Annotated in this window: 21 protein-coding genes; 5 read left to right on the top strand and 16 right to left on the bottom strand. The window is 58.2% G+C overall.

What is annotated here, in order from left to right; genetic code table 11:
- Nucleotides 1-6: 6 nt before the first annotated feature.
- Together ygfK and mocA are read right to left on the bottom strand one after the other, a co-directional pair.
- Nucleotides 7-3,117, bottom strand: a complete 3,111-nt coding sequence (gene ygfK, locus G5182_RS01515) for a putative selenate reductase subunit YgfK (protein WP_227340613.1) — start codon at nt 3,115-3,117, stop codon at nt 7-9.
- Between the two features lie 331 nt (nt 3,118-3,448).
- On the bottom strand, nt 3,449-4,084 hold the full coding sequence (gene mocA, locus G5182_RS01510) for a molybdenum cofactor cytidylyltransferase (RefSeq protein WP_421254124.1): 636 nt from the start codon (nt 4,082-4,084) through the stop codon (nt 3,449-3,451).
- Between the two features lies 1 nt (nt 4,085).
- Between mocA and yqeC the strand changes: the two genes are divergently transcribed.
- Together yqeC and yqeB are read left to right on the top strand one after the other, a co-directional pair.
- Nucleotides 4,086-4,922, top strand: coding sequence for a selenium cofactor biosynthesis protein YqeC (gene yqeC / locus G5182_RS01505; RefSeq protein WP_421254123.1), 837 nt, complete (start codon nt 4,086-4,088; stop codon nt 4,920-4,922).
- A 39-nt stretch (nt 4,923-4,961) separates the two neighbouring features.
- Entirely contained in the window at nt 4,962-6,554 is a 1,593-nt protein-coding gene (gene yqeB, locus G5182_RS01500; protein ID WP_421254122.1) for a selenium-dependent molybdenum cofactor biosynthesis protein YqeB, read from the top strand.
- Between the two features lie 103 nt (nt 6,555-6,657).
- Here yqeB and G5182_RS01495 read toward each other — a convergent pair whose 3' ends face one another.
- From G5182_RS01495 to ygeW, 7 genes are all read right to left on the bottom strand, one after another.
- The gene (locus G5182_RS01495) at nt 6,658-7,743 is read right to left on the bottom strand and encodes a calcium/sodium antiporter (RefSeq protein ID WP_151285962.1); all 1,086 of its coding nucleotides are present in this window, start codon (nt 7,741-7,743) and stop codon (nt 6,658-6,660) included.
- A 160-nt stretch (nt 7,744-7,903) separates the two neighbouring features.
- On the bottom strand, nt 7,904-8,827 hold the full coding sequence (locus G5182_RS01490) for a DMT family transporter (protein ID WP_421254121.1): 924 nt from the start codon (nt 8,825-8,827) through the stop codon (nt 7,904-7,906).
- Between the two features lie 171 nt (nt 8,828-8,998).
- Nucleotides 8,999-9,931 (bottom strand): carbamate kinase, encoded by a 933-nt coding sequence (arcC, locus tag G5182_RS01485; protein ID WP_421254120.1) that lies wholly within the window; start codon nt 9,929-9,931, stop codon nt 8,999-9,001.
- Nucleotides 9,932-10,026: 95 nt separating this feature from the next.
- Entirely contained in the window at nt 10,027-11,451 is a 1,425-nt protein-coding gene (gene hydA, locus G5182_RS01480; RefSeq protein ID WP_421254119.1) for a dihydropyrimidinase, read from the bottom strand.
- 117 nt (nt 11,452-11,568) lie between these two features.
- On the bottom strand, nt 11,569-12,786 hold the full coding sequence (locus G5182_RS01475; RefSeq protein ID WP_421254118.1) for a YgeY family selenium metabolism-linked hydrolase: 1,218 nt from the start codon (nt 12,784-12,786) through the stop codon (nt 11,569-11,571).
- Between the two features lie 125 nt (nt 12,787-12,911).
- The gene (gene dpaL / locus G5182_RS01470) at nt 12,912-14,111 is read right to left on the bottom strand and encodes a diaminopropionate ammonia-lyase (RefSeq protein WP_421254117.1); all 1,200 of its coding nucleotides are present in this window, start codon (nt 14,109-14,111) and stop codon (nt 12,912-12,914) included.
- 137 nt (nt 14,112-14,248) lie between these two features.
- Nucleotides 14,249-15,436, bottom strand: a complete 1,188-nt coding sequence (gene ygeW, locus G5182_RS01465; protein WP_005336811.1) for a knotted carbamoyltransferase YgeW — start codon at nt 15,434-15,436, stop codon at nt 14,249-14,251.
- 557 nt (nt 15,437-15,993) lie between these two features.
- Here ygeW and G5182_RS01460 point away from each other — a divergent pair.
- The gene (locus tag G5182_RS01460; protein WP_227340620.1) at nt 15,994-16,587 is read left to right on the top strand and encodes a hypothetical protein; all 594 of its coding nucleotides are present in this window, start codon (nt 15,994-15,996) and stop codon (nt 16,585-16,587) included.
- Nucleotides 16,588-16,628: 41 nt separating this feature from the next.
- Here the strand turns inward: G5182_RS01460 and G5182_RS01455 are convergent, their stop codons facing one another.
- Nucleotides 16,629-17,633 carry a Wadjet anti-phage system protein JetD domain-containing protein gene (locus tag G5182_RS01455; protein WP_227340621.1) on the bottom strand — a complete coding sequence of 335 codons (1,005 nt, stop codon included), beginning with the start codon at nt 17,631-17,633 and terminating at the stop codon, nt 16,629-16,631.
- Between the two features lie 212 nt (nt 17,634-17,845).
- Between G5182_RS01455 and G5182_RS01450 the strand changes: the two genes are divergently transcribed.
- Both G5182_RS01450 and G5182_RS01445 read left to right on the top strand, forming a co-directional pair.
- Nucleotides 17,846-19,087 carry an esterase/lipase family protein gene (locus G5182_RS01450; protein ID WP_227340622.1) on the top strand — a complete coding sequence of 414 codons (1,242 nt, stop codon included), beginning with the start codon at nt 17,846-17,848 and terminating at the stop codon, nt 19,085-19,087.
- 477 nt (nt 19,088-19,564) lie between these two features.
- A complete protein-coding gene (locus G5182_RS01445; RefSeq protein WP_005352285.1) occupies nt 19,565-19,768 on the top strand; it encodes a hypothetical protein in 204 nt (67 codons plus the stop codon).
- A 79-nt stretch (nt 19,769-19,847) separates the two neighbouring features.
- On the opposite strand, the gene G5182_RS01440 is transcribed toward G5182_RS01445, so the two are convergent.
- The 6 genes from G5182_RS01440 to G5182_RS01415 all read right to left on the bottom strand — a co-directional run bounded on the left by G5182_RS01440 (nt 19,848) and on the right by G5182_RS01415 (nt 23,587).
- Nucleotides 19,848-20,678, bottom strand: coding sequence for a hypothetical protein (locus G5182_RS01440; RefSeq protein WP_151285955.1), 831 nt, complete (start codon nt 20,676-20,678; stop codon nt 19,848-19,850).
- Nucleotides 20,679-20,727: 49 nt separating this feature from the next.
- Complete coding sequence (def, locus tag G5182_RS01435; protein WP_151285954.1) at nt 20,728-21,231, bottom strand: peptide deformylase; 504 nt, start codon at nt 21,229-21,231, stop codon at nt 20,728-20,730.
- Nucleotides 21,231-21,713, bottom strand: a complete 483-nt coding sequence (locus G5182_RS01430; protein WP_151285953.1) for a GNAT family N-acetyltransferase — start codon at nt 21,711-21,713, stop codon at nt 21,231-21,233. Before G5182_RS01430 ends, def begins: the two co-directional genes overlap by 1 nt.
- 141 nt (nt 21,714-21,854) lie before the next feature.
- Complete coding sequence (locus tag G5182_RS01425; protein WP_151285952.1) at nt 21,855-22,481, bottom strand: DJ-1/PfpI family protein; 627 nt, start codon at nt 22,479-22,481, stop codon at nt 21,855-21,857.
- Between the two features lie 118 nt (nt 22,482-22,599).
- Nucleotides 22,600-23,097: a GNAT family N-acetyltransferase gene (locus tag G5182_RS01420; protein ID WP_069528181.1), complete on the bottom strand. Its 498-nt coding sequence runs from the start codon at nt 23,095-23,097 to the stop codon at nt 22,600-22,602.
- 103 nt (nt 23,098-23,200) lie between these two features.
- The gene (locus G5182_RS01415; RefSeq protein ID WP_227340624.1) at nt 23,201-23,587 is read right to left on the bottom strand and encodes a septal ring lytic transglycosylase RlpA family protein; all 387 of its coding nucleotides are present in this window, start codon (nt 23,585-23,587) and stop codon (nt 23,201-23,203) included.
- Nucleotides 23,588-23,660 lie beyond the last annotated feature (73 nt).

The raw sequence follows: 23,660 nt of genomic DNA, 5'->3' as shown, positions 1-23,660 counted from the left end.
GTTCGCTCAGGCCTCGACGGCCCCCAGCAGGTAGTGGTGATGAGCATGGACATGGCTGATGATCCGGCACATATCGCCAAGGGCCGCAGGCGCATCCTTGATCCGGCTCTGGGCGTCTATGGTCAGGCGATAGGTCTCGCCATCCTGACGCACCCGCAGTTCGCCACTATCCGCCAGATAGAAACCGGGGTTGCGGCTGTTGTCGAAATCCTCGGGCAGGCTGAAGATGGTGACCTTGTCCTGATAGGGCTTGCCCTGCCACGGGCAGAACTGGGCGCAGTTGCCACATTCGTTGCAGTAGGCATCCAGGTGCAGGGTCTGGAACTGGTCTTTGAAGCCCTGCACCGCGATGGCGACGTTGGCCCGGTTGGGGCAGACATCCACGCACTTGCTGCAGAGGTAGTTGCACTCGAGGCAACGGTGCGCCTCTTGCGCCACGAAGGCATCGCGCTCGCTCTTGTCTACCATAGTGACGGCGATGCTCCCCTTGCGACGGTAGATCTCGTCCTTGCCCGACGGCTGGATTGAGACCTCGGCCTGACTGCCAGCGATATGCTCGCGAGAGAGCACCAGATCCGCGGCGCGGCGGGCACCACCGATGGCTCCGACGATGGAGGATGGGCCACTCTGCACGTCACCGATGAGGAAGACGTTGCGACGGCTGGTTTCGCCGGTCTGGCTGTCCACCTCGGGCCAGCCATCGCTGCCAAGAGGAATGCCCATGGCTTTGAGCACCTCGCAGTCAGGCTGCTCGCCGATGGCGGTGATCAGGGCATCCATCTGCATCACTTCGGTCTGCTCGGTGGGCACCGGACGGCGGCGGCCCTGCTCGTCAGGTTCCCCCAGTGCCATCATCCGCACGACAAGCTTGCCATCTTTGTCAAAACGCTCCGGATTGGTGAGGAAGCAGAAACGTACCCCATCCTCCACCGCTTCCAGATACTCCTCGCGATAGGCGGGCATCTCTTTTTCGCTGCGACGGTAGATAACAGTCACATCGCTGACACCCGGCACCTTGAGGGCGGCGCGGGCGCAGTCCATGGCGGTGTTACCGGCGCCGATCACCGCCACATGGCGGCCGAGTGGCAGCGGTTTGCCCTGATTGAAGCTGCGCAGGAAGTGGAAGGATTTGTAAATCCGCTCGTGACCCCCCTCGAGGCGCATGCCGCCATTCTTGTCGGCGCCGATGCCGACGAATACATAGGTAAAGCCCTGGGCGTGCAGCTTGTCGACGGTGAGCGCCGGATCACAGCCAAACTCGAACTTGACCCCGTGGGCGGCGACAAAGTCGATATCGTGCTGGATAAGCTCGGCCGGAATGCGGAACTCGGGGATGATGTGCTTGACCACGCCACCGGCATCCGCTTCGCGCTCGAACACGGTGACCGGATGGCCGGCACGGGCCAGGAAGTAACCGGCGGAGAGACCGGCCGGGCCTGCGCCAATCACCGCCACCGGGTGCTTGTCACCACTGCCGGCCGGTTTGTGCCAGCGGGCCTTGTACCCTTCCCAGCCGCGCTCCAGCGCCACTTTTTTCAGCTCGCGGATATTGAGCGCGCTGTCGTAGTCGAGACGGGTGCAGTTGTACTGACACTGGTGATCGCAGATGTGGCTGGTGATGGCGGGCAAGGCGTTGCGCTGATAAATCAGCTCAAGGGCTGCCACATACTCTCCCTCGCCCATCAGACGAATGTACTCGGGGATATCCTGATGCACGGCGCAGGCGGTGACGCAGGGCGCCACGTAGCAGTCGGTCAGCGGCAGGCCACCACCCACTTCGATCCGATCCTCGGACTTCCACTCCTTCTGGGTGTAATCCATGGTGAGCGCCTTGGCGGCAAGCGCTTCCAGCTTGGCCACATCCACCTGACTCATGCCCCAGCTGTCAGAGGCGTCGATCTCTTTGAGGCACTCGATCTGACGCAGGTAGCCGCCCGGTTTCAGCAGGTCGGTGGCCATGGTGATGGGACGGATACCGGTCTCGAAGATCTCGGCGATGTTGAACTTGCTGGCACCGCCCGAGTAGGAGATGGGCAGCTTGCCCTCGAAGGCGCGGGACAGCACGGCGGCCACGTTGATGGAGAGCGGGAACAGCGCCCGGCCGGACATATACATCTCATCGCCGGGCAGCGCCCCCTTGCGGTTGATGGTGCCAAGGGTATTGGTCAGCTTGACCCCGAAGGTGAGCCCCTTCTCGGCCCCCAGCGCCATCAAGCGGGTCAGCATCGCCTTGGCCTGATCCAGCTTGAGGTCGTGATCGAACGACTCTTCGCTCAGACCAATGTAATCAAAGCCGCAGGTATCGAGGATCTCGCGCACCCGCGGGTAGCCCAGCAGAGTCGGGTTCAGCTTGACGAAGGTGTTGAGCCCCTTCTCTTCCAGCATGTAGCGGCAGATGGCCTCAATCTCGTTGGGCGGGCAGCCATGCATGGTAGAGAGGGTAACGCCGTGCACCAGATTGGCCGGGATACGATCTACCAGCTGTTGCAGGCGATCGCGGCGCGCCCCCAGTCCCAGCTCGGCGATAAACTGCTCGTCGGCCAACAGCTCACGTACCACCTGCTGGTACTCGGCAAATTTCGGATTGCTGCTGGCATCCATCAGGCTGTGGATGAACTGCTGCATCGGTGGCTGTTTGATGCCATCGAGGTTGTAACCCACGCTCATGTTGAAGATAAAGGACTTGGCCTCTCCGTCGAGGCGCGGGTCGAACACCTCCTCCAGCAGGTAGAGGGCAAACCAGGCTTTCAGATACTCATCAAACGCCTTGGGCAGGGTGAACTCGGTAGACCACTCGGTGTTGAAGCACTCGTCTTCGGCATCGATGCAGGGCTTTTCCAGTTCGAGACGGTCCAGGATCTGCACCGTCTTGAGCTCGATAAAGCGCCCGCCAGTCAGCCAGGAGGTGACGATGTTCTGGGCCAACTGGGTATGGGGGCCGGCTGCCGGGCCAATGGGGGTCTCGCAGGTTTCACCGAACACCTTGATCTTGCGCTCGTCCTGCTTGCGATAGAATTGCGCGGCGGGAATACCGAAAATGCTCTGACTCTCTTTATATTCCGCAAAAATACGGGTCAGCAGGTTCTTGAACGGAACGGGTCGCATAATATCGCCCATGGCTATCTCCTTGCAGCTGTTCTGCCCATTGGCAGCATGAATAAATGGGGTATCCCGCACGGGTGTTCCCCCTTGGCAAGGAGAAGAGCAACAATCAGGCCACTACAGTTACAAAACTATTTTTTACGGTAAAAGCGTGAGACAGCTCCAATTAATGGAGAGAATTTACGATACCACCATTATGGGTATTGCGAGTAGTTATCAATCACTCTGGAATTTACTTAATGAGCAGTTCAAAAAGAACTCGCCCTATCAGATCAAGTGCGAGAAATATCACTTTGATACGCCATTTATCTCCCCGTTATCTTTTTAAACTGGGTTATTTCGTGGGCTAACTCTCATTTTCAAGAATGCCACCCAGCAGCGCCTGATAGCGCTCCGGGGTATCCACATCAAACAGGATGGCGGGGCTGTCGACGGGCACCAGGCGGTGGGGATGCCCTTGCAACCAGCGCCGTACCGACGGCTGCACCGGGGCCGCAGCCAGCTCGCGGGCAAGGGATTTGGGCAGCAACACCGGATGGCCCGCCTCTCCCTGCCAGGTGGGAAAGAGCGCCTCCCTGCCCCGTGCCAGCCAGAGCTGTTGATAGACCTCGCGCGGGATACAGGGGAGATCCCCGTGGCTGATAAAGAGGTAGTCAGCGTCACTGGCCGCCAGCGCGCTGCGGATGGAGCTGCCCAGCCCCTGTAGATAGTAGAGGTTGTGGACGACAACAATATCCGGCCGTGATCCGTAGCGCGCTTCAAGCTCCTCGCCACGATGGCCCACCACCAGAATAACCCGCTGACAAAAGGCCAGGGCATTTTTGAGACTTGCATCAAGCATTGTCCCCTGGCAATAAGGTAGCATCATTTTCCAGGCCCCCATTCGGGAAGATAAACCCGCCGCCGTTATTATACAGTCACACTGCACTTGTTCCTGGCAACGTTGTTTTCCACTCCCTTCGATATTTATTTTGGTCGTCATTATGTCGCACCCACACGTTGTTGCTGTCGCATTTCCAGATATAGATCCGCTATTAAACCCGCTCACCAAAAATATTGATAGCCATACTACCTTAATTAGCCTCTGCGGGGCCGGTGGAAAAACCAGCACCCTGTTCTGGTTGGCGGAATATTTTTATCAACAGGGCAAAAGGGTGCTAATTACCACCACCACCCGGATGTTTCTGCCAGCCCCATCACACTATCGGGAATTGATTATCGAGACGGATCCCGTTCGTCAACTTACTCGCTGTCAGGCGCTGCCGGATGGCCCGACCCTGGTTGCCCTGTTCAGCCATCTCGACGAGCGCACCGGCAAGGTTGCAGGGCCGGATCTGCGCCAAATCGACCTGCTCAAAGGACAGCAGCGCTTCGATCTGATCCTGGTCGAAGCAGATGGCGCCCATCACAAGTTATTGAAAGTGCCCGCTTTGCACGAACCTTGCATTCCCCAAAGCAGTGATTGGGTGATCGCCCTGACGGGCGGCGCCATGGTGGGGGCCAAGGCCGACCCGCAGCAGATCCACCGCTGGGCAGAGCTTCAGGCCCTGTGCGAGATTGCGGCCGGTGAGCCACTGGATTGGGCACTGTTTGACAGGCTGCTCTCCCACCCCGAGGGGGTGTTCAAGGGCACCCCGCCCGGGGCGCGCCGGATCTGGTTTATCAATGGCGATTATCAAAATGAGGCGTCGTGGCTGGCGGAATTGATAAAGCTGCAGAGCCGCCACCCCGAGATCCACGCCATCTGGCAGGGGGCCGTGCGCGAATCCCCCCCCATCCGTCACCTGATCTGCACAGCTCCGCACGGGGAGGCGCTTTAGCCTCACCCCTGACGTTTTAAGGATGAAAAGAGGTACCTTATGAATCTGTTTGCACACGCAGCCCGACTGGAACAGGAGAACACGCCGTTTGCCATGGCCCAGATCATCGAGAGCCGGGGCTCCACCCCGCGCCATCAGGCCCAGATGCTGGTGATGGCCGATGGCCAGATCCTCGGTACCATCGGCGGCGGCATGATCGAGCGGCTGGTGATCGAGGAAGCGATGGCCGCCATTGCCGAACGCAAGCCCCGTATCTTCCACGGCCGGATGGCACGCAACGGTGAGCATGCGGTCGGGTCGGATTGCGGTGGTGCCATGTCGGTCTATATCGATGTCTATGGTCTGCGGCCACGGCTGGTGCTCATTGGTGCCGGTCACGTCAACCGGGCTGTGGCCCATGCTGCGGCGCCGCTCGGCTTTGATGTCCATGTAGGGGATTGCTTCGAGGGGAGCCTCAACCCTGATCTCTTCCCCGCCGGTACCCATCTGGTGCAGGCCGATACCATCAGCGCGGTGATCGAGAAACTGGCCATCGAGCCCGCCAACTTCGTCATCATCGCCACCAACCATCAGGACAAGGAGGCGCTGGATCGGCTCATCAGCCGTCCCCTCGCCTATCTGGGGCTGCTCGCTAGCAAGCGCAAGGTGCAGACCTTCACCCAGGCGCTGCGCCAGCAAGGGGTGAGCCAGGATCAACTGCAGCAGCTGCACGCCCCCATCGGCTACAACATAGGTGCCGAAACCCCCGAGGAGATCGCCATCAGCATTCTCGCCGAGCTGCTGCAGGTGAAAAACGGCAAAGCGGGTGGACTGATGCAGGATGATGTGCGCCTCAAGCGGGATCAGCTGGTGGTGATGCGTGGCTCCGGCGATATCGCCACCGGCGTGGCGCTGCGCCTGCACAATGCCGGCTTCAAGGTGGTAATGCTGGATCTCGACAAGCCCACCGTGATCCGCCGCACTGTCGCCTTCGCCCAGGGGATGTTCGACGGTGAAACAAGGGTCGAGGGAGTGCGTGCCAAGCGGGTCGAGAGCGTCGAACAGGCGTTCGAGCAGCTGGATCGGGGCGTCATTCCGCTACTGGTTGACCCTGACTGTGCCACCCTCGCCGAGCTCAAGCCCCGCTATCTGGTGGATGCCATCCTCGCCAAGCAGAATCTCGGCACCCACAAGGAGATGGCCCCCATTACGGTGGCCCTTGGCCCGGGGTTTGAGGCGGGGCGCGACTGCGATGCGGTCATTGAGACCAACCGCGGTCATCATCTGGGCCGGGTCATCTATCAGGGCCCTGCCCAGCCCAATACCGGTATTCCCGGGGTGATCGAGGGGCACTCCGCCCGCCGGGTGGTGCGCGCGCCCGTCGCCGGAGTGATGAAGAGCTTTATCAAGCTCGGTGATCTGGTGCAGGAGGGGGATGTGATTGCCCATGTAGGGGACGCTCCCATTATCGCGCCGCTCTCCGGCATGGTGCGAGGTCTGCTCAGCGATGGCATCGAGGTCACCGTCGGCTTCAAGATCGGTGACATCGACCCCAGAGGCGAGCGGGCCGACGCCACTACGGTATCGGACAAGGCGCGCGCTATCGGTGGCGCCGTACTCGAAGCCATGATGCATCTGGCCCAGCGCCGATAACGGCTCTTCGCGTCCCCCTCACCTAGCAAAAGCCCCACCATGATGGTGGGGCTTTTTTCGGCCTGTCGGTTGATGCAGCTCCTTTACATCAGGAGAACCTGCATCACGACCGGGTTCGTTGCAATCGCCAGGCTCGCACCGCCAGCACAACCAGAGTGATGGCGGTGAGCGGCAACACAAAACCGGTTAGCGCTGCACTGAACTGACCTTGCAGCGGACTGGACGTGGCGTGGAGGATCAGCCAGCAGGTGTAGCCGATGTAGTAGGCCAGAAACAGCGCCCCTTCCCAGCGGGCGATGGTGTAACCGGTAAAGAAGATGGGCAGGCAGGCAAGCGCCACCGCAATCATTACCGGAATATCGAACTGAAGGGCGGTGGCCGACACTTCAAGCCCACCGGGAGTGACGATGGAGGTGAGCCCCAGCACGCAGAGGATATTGAAGATATTGCTGCCCACCACGTTCCCCACAGCGATATCCCGCTCCCCGCGCAGGGCTGCGACGATGGAGGTCACCACTTCGGGCAAGGAGGTACCGGCCGCCACTATGGTCAAGCCGATGATCAGATCGCTCACCCCGAAGTAGTGGGCAATCTCAACCGCACTGCCAACCAGCAGACGGGAGCCGAGGATCAGCAGACCCAGACCTGCGGCAATAAAGAGCAGATTGCGCAACCAGTTGCCCGCCGTACTCGCTTCACGGGTACCAAACTCCTGCTCGTACTCCGCCTGCACCGCTTTATTTTCCCGTCGACTTTGGACAAAGAGAAACACGGTGTAGGCGATGATGCCGGCAAACAGCAGCGCCCCTTCCAGTGGCGCAATACGGCCATCGTAGCCCAGCAACAACACCAGAAAAGAGACCACTATCATCAAGGGAACGTCGAGACGTACCAGTTGCTGGGAGACGGTCAACGGTACGATCAGTGCCGAAATACCTAAAATAAACAGCACGTTGAAGATATTGCTGCCAACCACGTTCCCCACCGCTATCCCTGCCTGACCCTCGAGGCCAGACTGGATGCTCACAGCCAGCTCGGGAGCACTGGTCCCAAAGGCCACTATGGTCAATCCCACCACCAGTGGCGATATCCCCATCATGGTGGCGAGGCGAGATGCGCCCCGCACCAGAGATTCGGCCCCCACAACCAGACACACCAGGCCTACAGCCAACCACACCAGCGTCATCATACGGTCTCATCCTTGCCGTTAGGTTCGTTGAAATAATCACAATAAATCAGATACCTGTGCTCCAGCACAGTCAGACCACGCCATTGTAACTAGGGGCTGGTCCCCTGTCGCGGGCTCTTTTGAGTGCCGTTTATCGTAGCACTGGCAGCTCAGTCACCACTCAACCGTGCTTGATACGGGTTTCCCCCGCCACCGACACCACAGAGCGCTTGCCCTTGCGGCTGATGACGAGAAGCGCCAGCACGATAAGGGCAATGCCGCTCCCCTCCACCGGCCCCGGATTTTCGCCCAGCAGCCACCAGGAGAGCAGCACGCCGCTCACCGGCACCGCCAGGGTACTGAGACTGGCGATACCCGCCGGCAGTTTTTTCAACACAAACTGCCAGAGACTCCAGGCAATGGCGGTGGCAAAAATAGCGCTATAGGCCAGCGCCCCCATCACGTAGGGCTGCCAGTCGATGGGGCGCTCCGGCACCAACGCCGCCACCACGGCCATCACCATGGTGGCGTAGATCATCTGCCAGGTGGTGAGGGACATCAGATCCACCGCGGGATGGCGGGCATACATCCGCTTGGCGATGATGGCGCTGATCCCCCAGCAGATGCCGGAGGCAATCCCCAGCAGCGCACTCTTCATGGAATCCAGATGCAATTGCCAGGGCTCGATCACCAGCAGCAGGCCGCAGGCGGCCACCCCGACCGCCAGATAATGTAGCTTGCGCATCCGCTCGCCGAGAAAGAGCGCCGCGAAGATCACCACCCAGAACGGCATGGTGTAGCTCAGAATAGCCACCTTGCCCGCCCCGCCGCTGATCAGCGCCCACTGGGCCAACCCCACCATGCCGCAGGTCTGGAACAGGGCGATGGCGAGGGTATAGCGAAACGGGGTGGGTTTGAGATAACGCCGCCCGCGCAGGGCCAGTACCAGCAGCAGAACCAGAGACCCGCACAGGCAGCGCAGGGCGGTGAACTCGAAGGCCCCCGCGTAGAGCATCACCTGCTTCATCACGATCCAGCTGTAACTCCAGATGGTGGTGAGCAGGATCAATCCCACCAACGCCGCCATATTGATCTTTCCGCTCATTTGCTTGTTACTCACCTCTTGTCACTCATTGCGCCGGGTCTGCTCTCGGCGTCTTGCCCGCGCTTGAAGGCGGCCATCTTACGCCTCCCATCCTCTGCTGACCATGGCCGCCCCGAAATGAACAAGGGGGCCGACGGCCCCCGCAATCACACTCAACCCGAGCTGGAACGCCTAGCGGCTGATAAGGGTTCCCGTCTTGCCGGCAATGCCCTCGGCTGCCTTTTCCAGCAGGGTGATCAGGGATTTTCGCCCGGGCAAGGATGTAGCGAACGAGAGCGCCGCCTCCACCTTGGGCAGCATGGATCCCTTGGCAAACTGCCCCTGCTCGATAAAACACTGGGCATCACCCACGCTCAGCTGATCGAGCCACTGCACCTCGGGCTTGCCGAAGTTGATGGCCACTTTCTCTACCGCGGTAAGGATGATCAGCATGTCGGCGTCAATCAGTTCCGCCAGCTTGGCACTGGCCCAATCCTTGTCGATCACCGCGCTGGCACCGCGCAGGTGATTGCCCTCGCGCAGCACCGGAATACCGCCGCCCCCGACGGTGATCACCACCTGACCGGCGGCCAGCATGGCAGAGACGGTCTCTTTCTCGATGATATCGACGGGTTTGGGGGATGCGACCACCCGGCGATAGCCACGGCCGGCATCCTCTTTGAGCCGCTCGCCCTTGGCCATCAATGCCTCGGCCTCCTCCTTGCTGAAGAAGCCGCCGATGGGCTTGCTCGGGTCAAGGAAGGCGGGATCGTTTTTATCCACCTCAACCTGGGTCACCAGAGTGGCGACCGGCTTGTGGATGCCGAGTTCCAGCAGGGCTTCGCGCAGGGCATTTTGCAGGTCATAGCCGATATACCCCTGACTCAGGGCCACGCAGACCGACATCGGCAGATGGGGGGATTTTGGCTCGTGGCGGGCCGCAACTTCGAACGCCTGCTGGATCATCCCCACCTGCGGCCCGTTGCCGTGGGTCACCACCACCTCATGCCCCCGGGCGATCAGGTCGGCGATGGTGTGCGCCGTGCTCTGCACCGCCTTCATCTGCTCGGGCAGGTTATTGCCCAGCGCATTGCCCCCCAGGGCCAGTACGATTCTCTGTTTCATCTTGTTATCTCCAGTGATGGGACAAGCCAGCGCGATACCGGCCCACCTTTCGTTGTTCACATAACCTTGCTGCTCTGCGTGTTTTGAACGGATTGTTAGCCTGCCACCACGGGGCAAGGCGAGTGCAGCTCCGGCACCAACGCCGGATCAAACGGCGCTCTGGCCAGAAAACGGCCGTGACCACGGCGCCCCAGAAACTCGCCGTCGCGCGCGACTGTCTCGCCGCGACTCAGGGTCAGCCTGATCTGGCCGGGACAACGCATCCCCTCGTAGGGGCTGTAGTCGCCGTTGTCGTGCAGCAGTGGGTGAGAAATCAGGGTGTCACCGCGGGGATCCATCAACACCAGATCGGCGTCAGATCCAAGTTGCAGGTTGCCCTTGCGCGGCCAGAGGCCAAACAGGCGCGCCGGGTTGGCGCAGGTGAGCGCCACGAAGCGGGACGGCGAGATGCGCCCCCCCAATACCCCGTAGGCAAACAGCAGCAGCATCCGGTTTTCGACCCCGGGCAAGCCGTTGGGGCAGCGGCTGAAATCGCCCCCCGAGAGGGTCATGCGCTGGGCGTGGGAGAAGTTGCAGTGATCGGTCGCCACCGTGTCGATGTCACCCGCAGCGATACCGACCCACAGCTTGTCCTGCTCGCGGCGCGAGCGCAGCGGCGGGCTCAGCAGATAGTCGACCCCGTTCTCCTTGTAATAACACTGCTCATCGAGCAGCAGGTATTGCGGGCAGGTCTCCACCCAGACCGGCTGCCCCTGCCGGCGCGCCAGTTTCAGATACTCCAGCCCCAAGCCGTTGGAGAGGTGGACGATATAGAGCGGCGCATTGCCCGCGAGACCCGCCAGATTGATCATCCTGGCGATCGCCTCCGCCTCGCACTCCAGCGGGCGGCTTTGCGGGTGATACCAGGGCTCACAGTGGCCGGCGGCCAGCAGGGCCGCCCGGCGCGCCGCGATGGCGGCATCGTTCTCGGGGTGGACGGTGGCGAGCGCCCCCACCTCTTTGAGGCGAACCAGCGCACGCAGCACGTCGTGGTCCCCCAGCTTGTACTGGTAGGTGAGATAGAGCTTGAAGCTGCTGATCCCCTCCTCCTGCACCATGGCGGCCATTTCGTGGAGGATGGCGTCATCCACATGCTGAACAACGCCATGAAAGCTGTAATCGACCACTGCCTGATCGGCAGCGTAGTCGTGATAGCGAGCCAGCTGGTGATGCAGGTTGCAGCCCGCCGGGCCAAATCCCATGTGATCGACGATGGTGGTGGTCCCACCACAGGCGGCGGCACGGGTTCCGCTGAAGAAATCATCGCAACTGCGGGCAATCCCGACATCGATGTTGAAGTGGGTATGGACGTCGATACCACCCGGCATCACGTAGCAGCCACTGGCATCGATCAGCTCGGTCTCGCCATCGGGCTCGATAGCGGCGGCGCGCTCAAGGATCACCCCGTTCTCGATCAGCAGATCCTGACGATATTCACCCTGCGCATCGACCAGCACACCGTGTTTGATCAGCCGTTTCATCCCCACCCCCTCGCACATCCGATCGCGTCAAACAGCAAGGCCCCGCCTGCTAAAGACGGGGCACTGGCCACACAGGCAACACCGGGCGGTGATGAGAGTCACCACCCGGCAGCCCCCTTACTTGTCCAGCTCGGCCAGATAGAGCATGGGGATCACGGCGTACATGGCGGCGCACTTGACCAGATGCTCCTTCCAGGTCTTCTCGTTCGGGGCGTGGGCCTCCGGCTCTTTACCCGGGCCAAAACCGATCACCGGGATACCGTGGCGACCCATGATGGAGACCCCGTTGGTCGAGAAGGTCCACTTGTCCACCACCGGCGCCTTGTTGAACAGCTCGCGATAAGCCTTGGAGAGGGTTTTAACGGTGATGTGATCCTCTTCCACCTTCCAGGTCGGGAAGTAGCACTCGGTCGGATAGACCAGGCCGGTGTAGGCCGGACGGTCGTACTGATACATGGAGACCTCGGCACCGGCGGCTTTCACCGCAGGCAGGGCGCGGATCTCGTCCAGTGCACCTTGCCAGGTCTCGCCCCAGGTGAGACGACGGTCGATGGAGACGGCGCAGCTGTCCGCCACGGCGCAGCGGCTTGGCGAAGTGAAGAAGATCTCGGAGACGGTCAGGGTGCCCTTGCCGAGGAAGTCGTCGTTGCCGAGGTTGTGACTCAGCTCCTGCAATTCGCCCAGGATCGGGCCCATCTTGAAGATGGCGTTGTCACCGCGCTCCGGCGCGGAGCCGTGGCAGCTGACCCCCTGCACCTCCACGCGGATCTCCATGCGGCCACGCTGGCCACGGTAGATCTGGCAGTCGGTCGGTTCGGTACTGACCACGAACTCGGGACGGATCTTGCTCTGCTCGATGATGTACTGCCAGCAGAGGCCGTCGCAGTCCTCCTCCTGCACGGTGCCGGTCACCAGCAGGGTATACTCGTCTTCCAGCCCCAGATCCTTGATGATCTTGCCGGCGTAGACCATGGAGGCCATGCCCCCTTCCTGATCGGAGGCGCCGCGGCCACCGATGATCTCGTGATCTTCCATCCCCTCATAAGGGTCGAAGGTCCAGTTGGCCATGTTGCCGACCCCCACGGTATCGATGTGGGCATCCATGGCGATCAGGTGCGGGCCGTGACCGATATAGCCCAGCACGTTGCCCATGGGGTCGATCTCCACCTTGTCGAAGCCGACTTTTTCCATCTCCTGCTTGATGCGCAGCACCACCCGCTCTTCATCGCAGCTCTCGCTCGGGATGGCGATCATGTCGCGCAGGAACTGAGTCATCTCGGCCTTGTACTGGTAGGCCTTCTCCAACACCATTTCAAACGGAATTTGCTTGCTCATTGTGATTCTCCATAACAACTGAGAGTGCGCGGCCTGTTCGTCGGCAGCGCCCTGTGCCCGTTACCGCACCCCGTTGGCGAGGCGCGATCAATGCTTCAATTCGTGTCTCTGCTCTGACGGGAGAGTTAGTCGCAGGCAGGATGTTTGCCTTCCCACACCACTTCCCGGTAGTGGGTCACATCGGTGTCACCTTCGGTGTTGATGATGAGTACGACCGAGTTGCTATCCAGCCCGAGACGATCCATCAGCGCCTCACGATCCGGGTGGTGACGCACCGCCGCCAACACGCCGGTGCCGACCGAGCCGGATTCGCCGGAGATGATGCGCGGATCATTGCCAAGAGGGTTGCCGAGCACTCTCATTCCCAATGCCGACACCTTGTCGTGGCAGGAGATGAACTGGGTGGTGCAGCTTCTGAGCAGTGGCCAACCTAGGGGGTTGGGTTCGCCGCAGGCGAGACCGGCCATGATGGTGCGCATGTCGCCCCCCACGTTGACCATCTCCCCCGCCACGCCGGAGCGGTAGATGCAGTCGGCCTGATCCGGCTCGACCACGATGCTGTGCAGGTTTTTCGCCCCGAAGCAGTCCACCAGATAACCGAGCACGCCGCCCGCCAGCGCCCCGACCCCGGCCTGCAGCAGCACGTGGGTCGGTTGCTTGATGCCCATGGCCTGCATCTGCTCGACCGCTTCGTCGGCCAGAGTGGAGTAACCCTGCATGATCCAGGTCGGGATCTTGGTGTAGCCCTCCCAGGCGGTGTCTTGCACTATGTGCCAGCCGCGCTCTTCGGCCATCTTCATGGTGAGACGCACGGTGTCGTCGTAGTTCATGTCGGTGACGATGCACTCGGCACCGAGATTGAGAATGTGGTCAACCCGCTCCTGGGCGGAGCCCTTGGGCATGTAGACCACCGCATGCTGGCCCACCTGCTTGGCGGCCCAGGCGACGCCACGACCGTGGTTGCCATCTGTGGTGGTGGCGAAGGTCATCGGCTCCTTGATGGTGCGTTTGATGAGATCGAAGGAGAAATCCTCGATGGCCACCCCGTACTTTTCACAGAGCAGGTTGGCGATGGCATAAACGCCACCCAGCATTTTGAAAGCGTTGAGACCAAAGCGCTTTGACTCGTCCTTGACCAATATATTTTTCACCCCGATATAGGCGGCCAGATCTTTCAGGTTGCACAATGGGGTCGGCTCATAACCGGCCAGTTTTTTATGAAAAGCGCGAGCTTTTTGTGCTTCGGCGCGAGAAAACAGCGGAGATGACTCAGCGGTAAAAAAGCGGTTATCGGCAATATCCATCTTCAGCGAAAATTGGGACATGCTTACCTCACTAGGCGTTACCTGACAAAGAGCTGCCTCGCCGGGAGATCCGTTATTCAGATACCACGGGGAGAAAACTCGAAATAATGGGTTCGACAGTGTGGGCAGGATGAATATTCACCCTGCCCTGCCGTTATTTATTTCACCCGCTTTTGCGCCTCTTTAATCAGATTTTCCAGGGTTTCTGCCGGGGCTGAGAATTTACGGGCCATGATCATGGCGGCGATAATATAGGGCTTCCAGCTCGCCTCTTTGTAAGTGGCGATACGGTATTTCTCGAATACCCCTTCGGTTACTTCCCCTTCCTTGCAGGAGACGCCGGAAATATCGGCGGGCAGGCAGTGCATATAGAGCGCCTCGCCCCCCTTGGTGAGCTTCATCATCTCCTCGGTGCAGTGCCAATCCTTGTGCTTGGCGTTCTGCTCCAGACAATGTTTCTCCAGCTCCTTGAGGCCGGCGTGGTCATTGGCACGCAGCAGCTCGGTGCGCTGCTCCATCACCTTGTAGGGGGCCCAGGACTTGGGATAGACGATATCTGCATCCTTGAACGCCTCTTCCATGGAGGTGACCTGACGGAAGCTGCCACCGGAGGCCTTGGCATTCTCCTTGGCTACTTCGATCACGTCCGGGATCAGGTCATACCCTTCCGGATGGGCCAGGGTCACATCCATACCGAAACGGGTCATCAAGCCGATGATGCCCTGGGGCACGGAGAGCGGCTTGCCGTAGCTGGGGGAGTAAGCCCAGGTCATGGCAATCTTCTTGCCCTTGAGGCTCTCCAGACTGCCGAAGTGCTCCTGCAACCAGGCGAGATCAGCCATCGACTGGGTCGGGTGATCAATGTCGCACTGCAGGTTGACCAGTGCCGGACGCTGGGGCAGCACCCCCTTCTCGAACCCTTCATCCAGCGCGGCGCCCACTTCGCGCATATAGGCGTTGCCAGCACCGAGGAACATGTCGTCACGGATCCCGATGGCATCGGCGCAGAAGGAGATCATGTTGGCGGTTTCACGGACGGTCTCGCCGTGGGCGATCTGGGATTTGCCCTCATCCAGATCCTGCTGGGCCAGACCGAGCAGGTTCAGGGCAGAGGCGTAAGAGAAGCGGGTTCGGGTGGAGTTATCGCGGAAAACCGAGATACCGAGCCCGCTGTTAAACAGTTTGGTGCAGATATTTTCGGCGCGCAGGGTCTTGAGGGATTCGGCCAGTTTCAATACCAGCTCCAGCTCCTGAGGGGTTTGCTCCCAGGTCAGCAGAAAATCTTTTTCATGCAGGTTGGATTTGAGTGCTCTGATCTCTTTGATTAATTCGTTAACTGCTTTCATCGTTCGCCCCAATCATTGGATGAGATATGGATAGCTCCCCTTTCACTCACGATGTCACCAGCATCCCGGTTGTGGGTGAGCGCGTCGGTTAGCGTCGATATGAGGCAATCAATAACCGTGCCAAACCAATAAAATGCAGGCAGATATTAATAAATGGCGAAAGTGTGTGATGCCACCCACAAAATCAGCGGCTATTTAAGCGGTTTATTCAATAAAAAGGTGAGCGGATCAGCCAAGCCATAAAATAGCCGATTGATAATAACTAGAGGCAATATCTCGGTATCGGTGAGAATTATCATCAAAGGTCAGTTTCAGGGGCTGAAATGATATCAGCGGGGTTGCCGTTATCATTATGATAATGCCGTGCAGTGACTTGCTCTTTTGTTACCACCTCTTCTGCAGAAATGTCTCGGCCACATTGCTGGGCGCGGTTGGCCCAAGGTGCTAACGTGAATACGCCAGCTGTGCATCTGTCTCGGATGCTCAGGAGAGGCCGACGTTTACTGCCGCAACTGCGCGGAAGAACCTGCATGACTTACATCTTTGAGGGATTATCTATGTCCAGGAATGCTGCTCTGCTCATCACCCTGACCCTGCTCGGTATCACCCCTGCCCACGCCATTAGTGCCAAATATGCCGAGCAACTGGAGCGATCCGGCTGCACCCAGGTCACCGAGGCGCAGGGCTGTGACATTCACAAAACCAAAGCGGAAAATGCCAAGGCGGGATTTGGCACGGCCGCCCCTGCGGCGGAGGGCGGTCTGAATCTGAGCTATGAGCAGAAGCTGGAGCGCTCGGGCTGCACTCAGGTGAGCGAGCTCAATGGCTGCGATATCAACAAAACCAAGGCTGAGAACGCGGCTGCCAGTGTTGGCAATGCTCCGGCCGCGGCAACCAGCGCCAGCCCCTATGCGGGCAACTGGATCGCCACCTTCCCCCAAACCGGCGCCACCGTGGCCAATATCCGCATCGATGGCAAGGATCAGGTGTGGGTCAACGACAAGAAGGTCAATGCCAAGAAATCCGATGGCGCGCTGGTGTTCAAGGATGGCATGGTCATCTACACCATTCAGGGTGATCGCCGCATCAAGGGTGAAGACGGCTGGGTCGATAATGATGCCGGCACCAAGGGGCCCATCAACGCCAAGTAAGCAGCTGACCACGAAATGACGGGGAGCGCGGGCACCCCGTTTCACACCTGATTGCCCATCTCTTCCAATGACCAGCTCCGCCAATGAGGGGCCAGAATCAATACCTCCTGCTCCAGCCAAGTCCCGTCTGTGATCAGTTTATCGAGCCAGGGAACGCCTACCGGCGTGCCATGACCATCAACCTGATCAGCCTGCGTCGTCACACGCCAGGGCACCTTGCCACTGTCCGTCGCAAAGGTGCGCACCGGACGGGCATAGTGCTCCAGATAAGGCCGCAGCTCACAGGGAAGCCAGAGCATGGCAGGACGCTGTAGCTCACGCGCCAGCTCGATGGCAATATCGATACCCCGTTGATCGAGATCGCCAAAATGGGCCCACTGCACGCCCGCAGGCAGCAGCGGGATCAGCTGTTTGGCCAGGGTGGTATTGCGACCGGGAGCAAAGAGCAGCAGTTGCCCGGGTTGCAACGGGTAGTCGACAAAAGCCCCCTTGTTCTCCACCGTAATGACCCGCTCCCCCTGCCAGCCGATGGCCGCCAGCGTGCCCAGAGTCCGCTCCGGCAACGCCAACTCCCCCAGCAGTGCCATCATTGCCGTCATATCGTGCTGCTGACCCTGCCGATCGACCAGCGAGAGCAGTTCGAGGGTGCGGATGCGGATCACCTCATCTTGCGTGAGCGTCAAGTCCGCAAGCATTGGCGCTGCAAGGGATGCTGACCGCGAATGCTTGCTGTCCCCATGCCAGAGGGCATAAAAGCAGGCCTGATTGAGCCGTGCAGGCAAACTCACTCCCAAACGTTGCAGCAGCTCACCCTTGTCCGGTTCGGGGGGCGCTGCCCGTGCCAGTTGTCCGGTCAGATAAGTCCGCCCCGCGTCGGTCAACGCATAATGAGCACCTCGGCCAACCGGCTTGATCCCGGCCACTGCCTGCAACAGATGCTTCAACTCGCGGCCATGCCGACTCTCAAGGGAGCAGCCCTTCTCGTTCTGGCTATCGAGCAACCGTGCACACAAATCCTGTACCCGCACCTCATCAAACAGCGACATCCTCACCTCTCCATGTGGCTTCATATGACGAAGTAGAGGTGATTTTCCCTGTCATTACCGTGACCGGCTTCACGAGCGGTTCTTATCAACCCCGCCATGCATGGCCCGTTACTGGTAAACCCACCACAAAGGGCGCAAGCTGGTTTGATATAGAGATACGCTGCGCTCTTCGCGGCACGACAACGCGATACCCGCTTTCACAAGGGCTTGCCATGACCGACGCCACAGACCCCTCGCCATCCTCTTCCTGGCATCTTTCGGATATCCGCGAGCTGGCGCACCTGCTGACTCTGGCGCTGCCCGCCGCGGTAGAGATCACCGAAGCGGTACATCAGGCGGTACTTAGCGGTATGGGGTTCAAGGGACGGGATGAGGGAAAAACAGCCGGGATCACCGGGCTGGTCTACAAGGGGGTTCACGGCGCGGCCAATACCCTCGGCAGCGGCATAAACGGGTTGCTGACCCGGCTGCCGCCGACCCCGCCACTCCACCATATTCCCGAGACGCCCAAACGTGCGGCCCTGATCGCCACGCTCAACGGCGTGTTGGGGGACAAGCTGGTCGAGCGCCACAATGCTCTCGCCACCCCCATGACCCTGCGCTATCAGGGCAAGCCCCTCGATTGGCAAGCAATGCCGGAGGATCTACCCCGCGAGGGACGGGTGCTGCTGATGATCCATGGCCTCTGCATGAACGATCTGCAGTGGCAGACCGAGCACCAAGGCAAGCCGGTCAATCACGGGGAGCAACTTGCCAACGCGCTTGGCTATCAGCCTCTTTATTTGCGCTACAACTCGGGCCTGCCCATCGCACAAAACGGGCAGCAACTTGCCCTGTTGCTGGAGCAGTTGCTCGCCCACTGGCCGGGAGAGCTCAAAGAGATAACGATAATGGGCTACAGCATGGGGGGACTGGTTGCCCGCAGCGCCTGCCACCATGCCGGCGTGGCCGGGCTCACCTGGCCTGCGCACCTTGCCAACCTGATATTTCTCGGCACACCACACCACGGCGCACCGCTCGAACATGCAGGTCACTGGCTGGAACAGTTGTTGCCCGCTACCGCCTACAGCGAGCCCTTCGTCAGGCTGGCGCGGCTGCGCAGTGCTGGCATCAAGGATTTACGCCACGGCAAGGTGATCGATGCCGTTGCCGCACCCGACCCCGCCGCGCCCTTGCGCGATCCCCGCGAGCAGCTTCCCCTTCCCTGTGGTGTCAACTGCTATGCCATTGCCGCGACCACTGCCGCCAAGCGCAGCCTGCTTGCCGACCGGCTGATTGGCGATGGACTGGTGCCGCTACGCAGCGCCCTCGGCCAGCACAACGAAGCGCGCCATCAGCTTGCCTTCCTCCCCGCCCATACCCTGATTGTCTATCGCTCCAGCCATATGGCCCTGCTGGCCAACCCGCAGGTTGGCCAGCAACTGCTGCGCTGGCTCGACCACTTGCAGCCATAACACAGGCTATTAAAGCAACAGAGTGCTGGTTCACAAGGTATCCCTGTGGCACTCTGGGACGTCAAAGGGAAGACCCACACTGACACCTCATGTGTCCCCACTGCAAAGGAGCGCCACCGATGGCCAAAGCAAGCAAGAAAGAGATCAAGAAGAAGATCGCCGCTCGTCTTGAGAAAATTGCCAAGCATGAAGGCAAGATCAAGAAGCTGAAGAAGGCCCTGAAGTAGAGCCCATCGCATAAGAGAAACCGCCAAAAGGCGGTTTTTTCATCCCCCTTTCGCCCCTTTACCATCGTTTTGATACCAATGGCCTTGATGTAAACGCCTCAAGCGCACCTCAGCAGAACAACCCGACTGAAGCCACGCACGTTCTCATCGCTGATATTTGGTCTAACAGCGCCAATCGGGCGCCGCGCGCGCCCATGCCAGCAACTACCTTCAACGGAGTGTTTGATATGAGCCAGCAGTGGAGCGCCATATGTACTCTTACACCCTCACCTTCAAGGAAGATGTCGATCGCCTGACTGCCCCCGAGCAAGAGATCACCTTGCAGAGCCCCGCTCAGGCGGGGGATTTTATTATCCTCTCCGACGGCAGCCGCCATCAGGTGATGTTTGTCACCCACCGCGCCCACTACAGCAGCCTCTATCTCGATAAAGGGGTCAGGGTGCCGCAAAGCTAGCGCAGCTCATCCCTCAGTTCGCGAAAGCAGAAGAGCGGCACCTGGCCGCTCCTTGATCTCTCTTTATATGGATTTGCTGTCACAGCACCTTGATCACCGGTTGGTGCACTATCTCGACGTCGTCTTTATAGACCACCAGCTCACCCGGTGGCACTCCTCGCTCACCCAATACGGTGACAACGCACTCGTAGCGATAGGGGCCGCTCGTGAACAGATAGGTATGATTGCCCCCCGTCCCCTCCACCCTGACGGTGCCATTTTTTAGCACCAGATCCGGCTTGTCGGCGAGCGTCTTGCCCTTGGCCCAGGAGGCGTAGCGATAGTGGCCATCATCCAACTCGTCGATGCGGATGGTAAATTTCTCGGTCTGCCACATCAGCTCGGGGCTCTTGTACTCCCGCACACTGGGATGCAGACCGCTCTTCTCCCTGGCGATAAGCTCGGCTTTCAATTTGGCTGCCTGCGCCGTCTGATGATTGATACCGATCACCTTGCCATCAAAATCCATCCAGACCTCGCCACTGCCCAGCATGATGCCGCGCCAGCCCATGGTCTGCCAATCCTGCCCGACCCGGGAGGTAGCGATGCTTTTTAATATGGCGTCATCAAATACCTCGCCAAATCGGTTCATCATCTCCGCCGGGGTTTTGATGGCGGGAATGGGATACTCCTGCTTGAAGGGGTACTTCATCTGGTTGGCAAGGGCCTGATGATCCCGGGCTTCTGCCGCATCGACCAACTGCTGCACAAAGGGGCGATATTCGGCCGGCAGCTGCTCTTCATCGGCTGATACGGGGAGTGCGGCCCACAATGTTCCCAGCAACAGCAGGGCCTTCAGCCCATAACGTCCCCGCACCTCATTGCTATTGCGGCCAAACAGTGCCCTGACATTCCATCTTGCCACTTTCATTCTGCCTGCTCTCCACATAACTAAAACGGCCAGCCACTATCCGCAGACATTAGCTGGCGGACTTCAGAGATTTTTTAACTCGTTTGAGTGCCATCTGCCGCTTGAGCGGTGACAGGTAATCAATGAACAAGTTGCCATCCAGATGATCAATTTCATGCTGCATGACAATGGCCAAAAAATCGCAGCTCTCGATGGTGATCGGATTGCCTTTTCGATCCAGAGCAGATACCACCACCGAGCTGTAACGCTCGACATCCGCGTAGTAATACGGCACGGAGAGACAGCCCTCTTGTCCAAGCACCTTTTCAGTACCGCTTATCACTTGTGGATTAATCAAAACCAGCGGCTGATCCCTGCTCTCGGACAAGTCGATAATAACGACGGCCTCTTTACGCCCGACTTGGGTCGCGGCCAAACCAATCCCGTTTTCCGTCGCATACAGGGTCTCCAGCATGTCATCGATCAGCCCCTGTACGGCAGCGATATCCTCAACTCGCTCGGCCTTTATCCTCAACCTGGGATCGGGAGCCGTCAAGATATTCAAAATCGCCATCACAACTCTCCATTAACCACTTTTTTCAATCCGAGGTCACAGCCCAACGGCCGGGACATGGAGACAAACGCCTGATCCTCTTCGACCACGTTGTAACCAAGGCGCTCATAAAACCGTATCGCCCCATGGTTCTCTGTGAAGCTGGACAAGGTGACCCGGCATTTCCCCTCACGCTCAGCCTCCTGATGCAGCCGTTCCATCACGGCAGCGCCAAGCTGCCACCCCTGATACTGAGGGAAAATGATCAGCAGATGAACATGCTGGGCATCCTCATATGGCTTGCTACATAACAGACCAATGCGTTCTCCCCCATGCAGGATCCACGAAAACCATTGCGGCCGATATGAGCTGGTTAGTCGCTCGCGTTGAAATTGGTCATCCCAGCCAAAGAGCGACTCAACATAGGGAAAAATCCCCTGTTTCACGGCAGTAAAGACCAGCTCAAATTCACTTTGCGGCACATTAATCAGCTCAATATCCATCTCTTTCCCTGCTCAAGCCATATTGAAAAATAAACCAACAGATAAATGATTAAAACATACTGATAGCCACAAAGCTCTACCCTGAACACCCTATATAAAACACCAAGCTATTTTGTATTACTTCAACAAAAATACGTATATTTAGCAGATACCATCTTCGAGAAACCCCATCCCCTCTTTAATTCTCTCCAGATTGGCTTTTGAGGTAAGCATCTCCACGACAAGAAACGCAACGTCCATTGCAGTGGACGGGCTACGTGAAGTGATAATATTCCCATCGATAACGATAGGTTGATTCAGTACCTGTACACCATACTCTTGCATCTGCAGTTGCCGTTTCTGACTCAGATGATAAGTCGTACCATTGCGACCACTTAGCACACCACTTTTGGCAATAGGCAATGCCCCCACGCACACCGAAGCAACAACTTTTCCCTTGGCATCAAAATCTTTAATCCATGCCAATAGCCTTGGATCATACGCATCATTATAAAAGCCTGCACGGCTCATACCTCCCGGTATTACTAGGGCATCAAACTCTTCGATATCTATTTCATCAAACAGACATTCCGGTTCGATCGTAAAATTCCATGCACATTTAACTCGTTGGTGAAAACCAACTGTAGTTAACTGTATGGGCTCAAGGCCATAAGTTGTCGTCCAACCAAAGGCATCTGTAAATACTGATGCCTCATACTCTTCAACCCCATTACACAAAAATAGAATTACTTTTGAATTTCGCTTCCTTTCTGAGTTCACTCTATCCATCCTGTAATCAACATGAACTAACATTTACCACAAAACACTTTAATAACCGTTGCATGGTAATATACCATGCTAATTTTTCACGAAGAAAGGTAATCAAAACTCTAAATTGTGACATAACTTAAATCAGCTTAGCCATTAAGTATTCATCAACATATTCACCATCAACTTTCATCGAGTTTCGCTTTATTCCCTCGACCTCAAAACCACAAGCGTGATAAAGAGCACAAGCTCGGACATTATGACACATGACATTTAACTCCATACGGGTAAAAGTCCGCGCTGTTGCCCACTCTTCCAGCGCAGAAAACAACTTTTTACCAAATCCCTGTCCGGTTGTAGATTGTTGAATACCGATAACACAATACAAGACATGTTTATTGCGATTTGCTGGTTGACCAATGCCGACAATAAAGCCTGCAATCTCATCGTGCTCTGCCAGTACCAGCATGACTTTGTTGTTTGCATCGACAAACGAAGCCAATATTTGAGCTTGCTCAACTTCTGTCGTAGTTCGCTCTCCCGGTTCATAGAGCATAAAGGTTGTTTCACTGTCGAGTCGGTTCATTAACGCCAATATATTATGCGCATCAGATACACTAACTTTTCTCACTTCCATATGATGGCCTCAGATTAAATAGTTAATGTCAAGTTATGCAAATATTTATGAAGGTTTATCGATTTTATATCATCTGAAGTTATCCACTTCCAGTTGTTCGATATTAAAGAACCTCAACCTTTACCTTGATAATGCCATCACGAATATTGCCGATGGCGCTAAAAGCCGATTTGGAGAGATCGATAATACGCCCTTTTTTAAAGGCGCCGCGGTCATTGACCTTGACCACTACGCTCTTGCCGTTGGCGAGGTTGGTCACCCGCACCATGGCGCCAAAGGGCAATTCCATATGGGCGGCGCTATTGAGGTTGTTGCGATAGATCTCGCCGCTAGCAGTCTTTTTGCCGTGATAGCGGTCGGCATAATAGCTGGCATAGCCGGTTTCGCTATAGCCGCGCCAGCTGCCGCCGTGACTCTCGTCATAACGGCTGCTACAGGCCGCCAGCAGCAGGCAAAGAGATAACAGCAGCCCTTTCTGGATATGTTGCACCTTTCCCCTCTCCTCTCTTCTTCTTTACACTCTGCGCTATTTTTGCATCTTCGATGCGGCCGGTGACGCTGGC

Source organism: Aeromonas sp. 600948 (assembly GCF_049174875.1).
In the GTDB taxonomy this organism is placed as follows: Bacteria; Pseudomonadota; Gammaproteobacteria; order Enterobacterales; family Aeromonadaceae; genus Aeromonas; species Aeromonas veronii_A.
This window is presented reverse-complemented; position numbering and strand designations above follow the sequence as displayed.

What these genes read in the sequence shown, in the direction of transcription:
- G5182_RS01490 (WP_421254121.1), bottom strand. Translation starts at nt 8,827, where the DNA reads ATGAGCGGAAAGATCAATATGGCGGCGTTGGTGGGATTGATCCTGCTC.
- arcC (WP_421254120.1), bottom strand. Translation starts at nt 9,931, where the DNA reads ATGAAACAGAGAATCGTACTGGCCCTGGGGGGCAATGCGCTGGGCAAT.
- G5182_RS01455 (WP_227340621.1), bottom strand. Translation starts at nt 17,633, where the DNA reads ATGTCGCTGTTTGATGAGGTGCGGGTACAGGATTTGTGTGCACGGTTG.
- hydA (WP_421254119.1), bottom strand. Translation starts at nt 11,451, where the DNA reads ATGAAACGGCTGATCAAACACGGTGTGCTGGTCGATGCGCAGGGTGAA.
- ygeW (WP_005336811.1), bottom strand. Translation starts at nt 15,436, where the DNA reads ATGAAAGCAGTTAACGAATTAATCAAAGAGATCAGAGCACTCAAATCC.
- G5182_RS01460 (WP_227340620.1), top strand. Translation starts at nt 15,994, where the DNA reads ATGTCCAGGAATGCTGCTCTGCTCATCACCCTGACCCTGCTCGGTATC.
- G5182_RS01420 (WP_069528181.1), bottom strand. Translation starts at nt 23,097, where the DNA reads ATGGAAGTGAGAAAAGTTAGTGTATCTGATGCGCATAATATATTGGCG.
- G5182_RS01430 (WP_151285953.1), bottom strand. Translation starts at nt 21,713, where the DNA reads ATGGATATTGAGCTGATTAATGTGCCGCAAAGTGAATTTGAGCTGGTC.
- G5182_RS01445 (WP_005352285.1), top strand. Translation starts at nt 19,565, where the DNA reads ATGTACTCTTACACCCTCACCTTCAAGGAAGATGTCGATCGCCTGACT.
- G5182_RS01495 (WP_151285962.1), bottom strand. Translation starts at nt 7,743, where the DNA reads ATGATGACGCTGGTGTGGTTGGCTGTAGGCCTGGTGTGTCTGGTTGTG.
- ygfK (WP_227340613.1), bottom strand. Translation starts at nt 3,117, where the DNA reads ATGGGCGATATTATGCGACCCGTTCCGTTCAAGAACCTGCTGACCCGT.
- G5182_RS01425 (WP_151285952.1), bottom strand. Translation starts at nt 22,481, where the DNA reads ATGGATAGAGTGAACTCAGAAAGGAAGCGAAATTCAAAAGTAATTCTA.
- G5182_RS01475 (WP_421254118.1), bottom strand. Translation starts at nt 12,786, where the DNA reads ATGAGCAAGCAAATTCCGTTTGAAATGGTGTTGGAGAAGGCCTACCAG.
- mocA (WP_421254124.1), bottom strand. Translation starts at nt 4,084, where the DNA reads ATGACGACCAAAATAAATATCGAAGGGAGTGGAAAACAACGTTGCCAG.
- G5182_RS01450 (WP_227340622.1), top strand. Translation starts at nt 17,846, where the DNA reads ATGACCGACGCCACAGACCCCTCGCCATCCTCTTCCTGGCATCTTTCG.
- G5182_RS01440 (WP_151285955.1), bottom strand. Translation starts at nt 20,678, where the DNA reads ATGAAAGTGGCAAGATGGAATGTCAGGGCACTGTTTGGCCGCAATAGC.
- yqeB (WP_421254122.1), top strand. Translation starts at nt 4,962, where the DNA reads ATGAATCTGTTTGCACACGCAGCCCGACTGGAACAGGAGAACACGCCG.
- dpaL (WP_421254117.1), bottom strand. Translation starts at nt 14,111, where the DNA reads ATGTCCCAATTTTCGCTGAAGATGGATATTGCCGATAACCGCTTTTTT.
- yqeC (WP_421254123.1), top strand. Translation starts at nt 4,086, where the DNA reads ATGTCGCACCCACACGTTGTTGCTGTCGCATTTCCAGATATAGATCCG.
- def (WP_151285954.1), bottom strand. Translation starts at nt 21,231, where the DNA reads ATGGCGATTTTGAATATCTTGACGGCTCCCGATCCCAGGTTGAGGATA.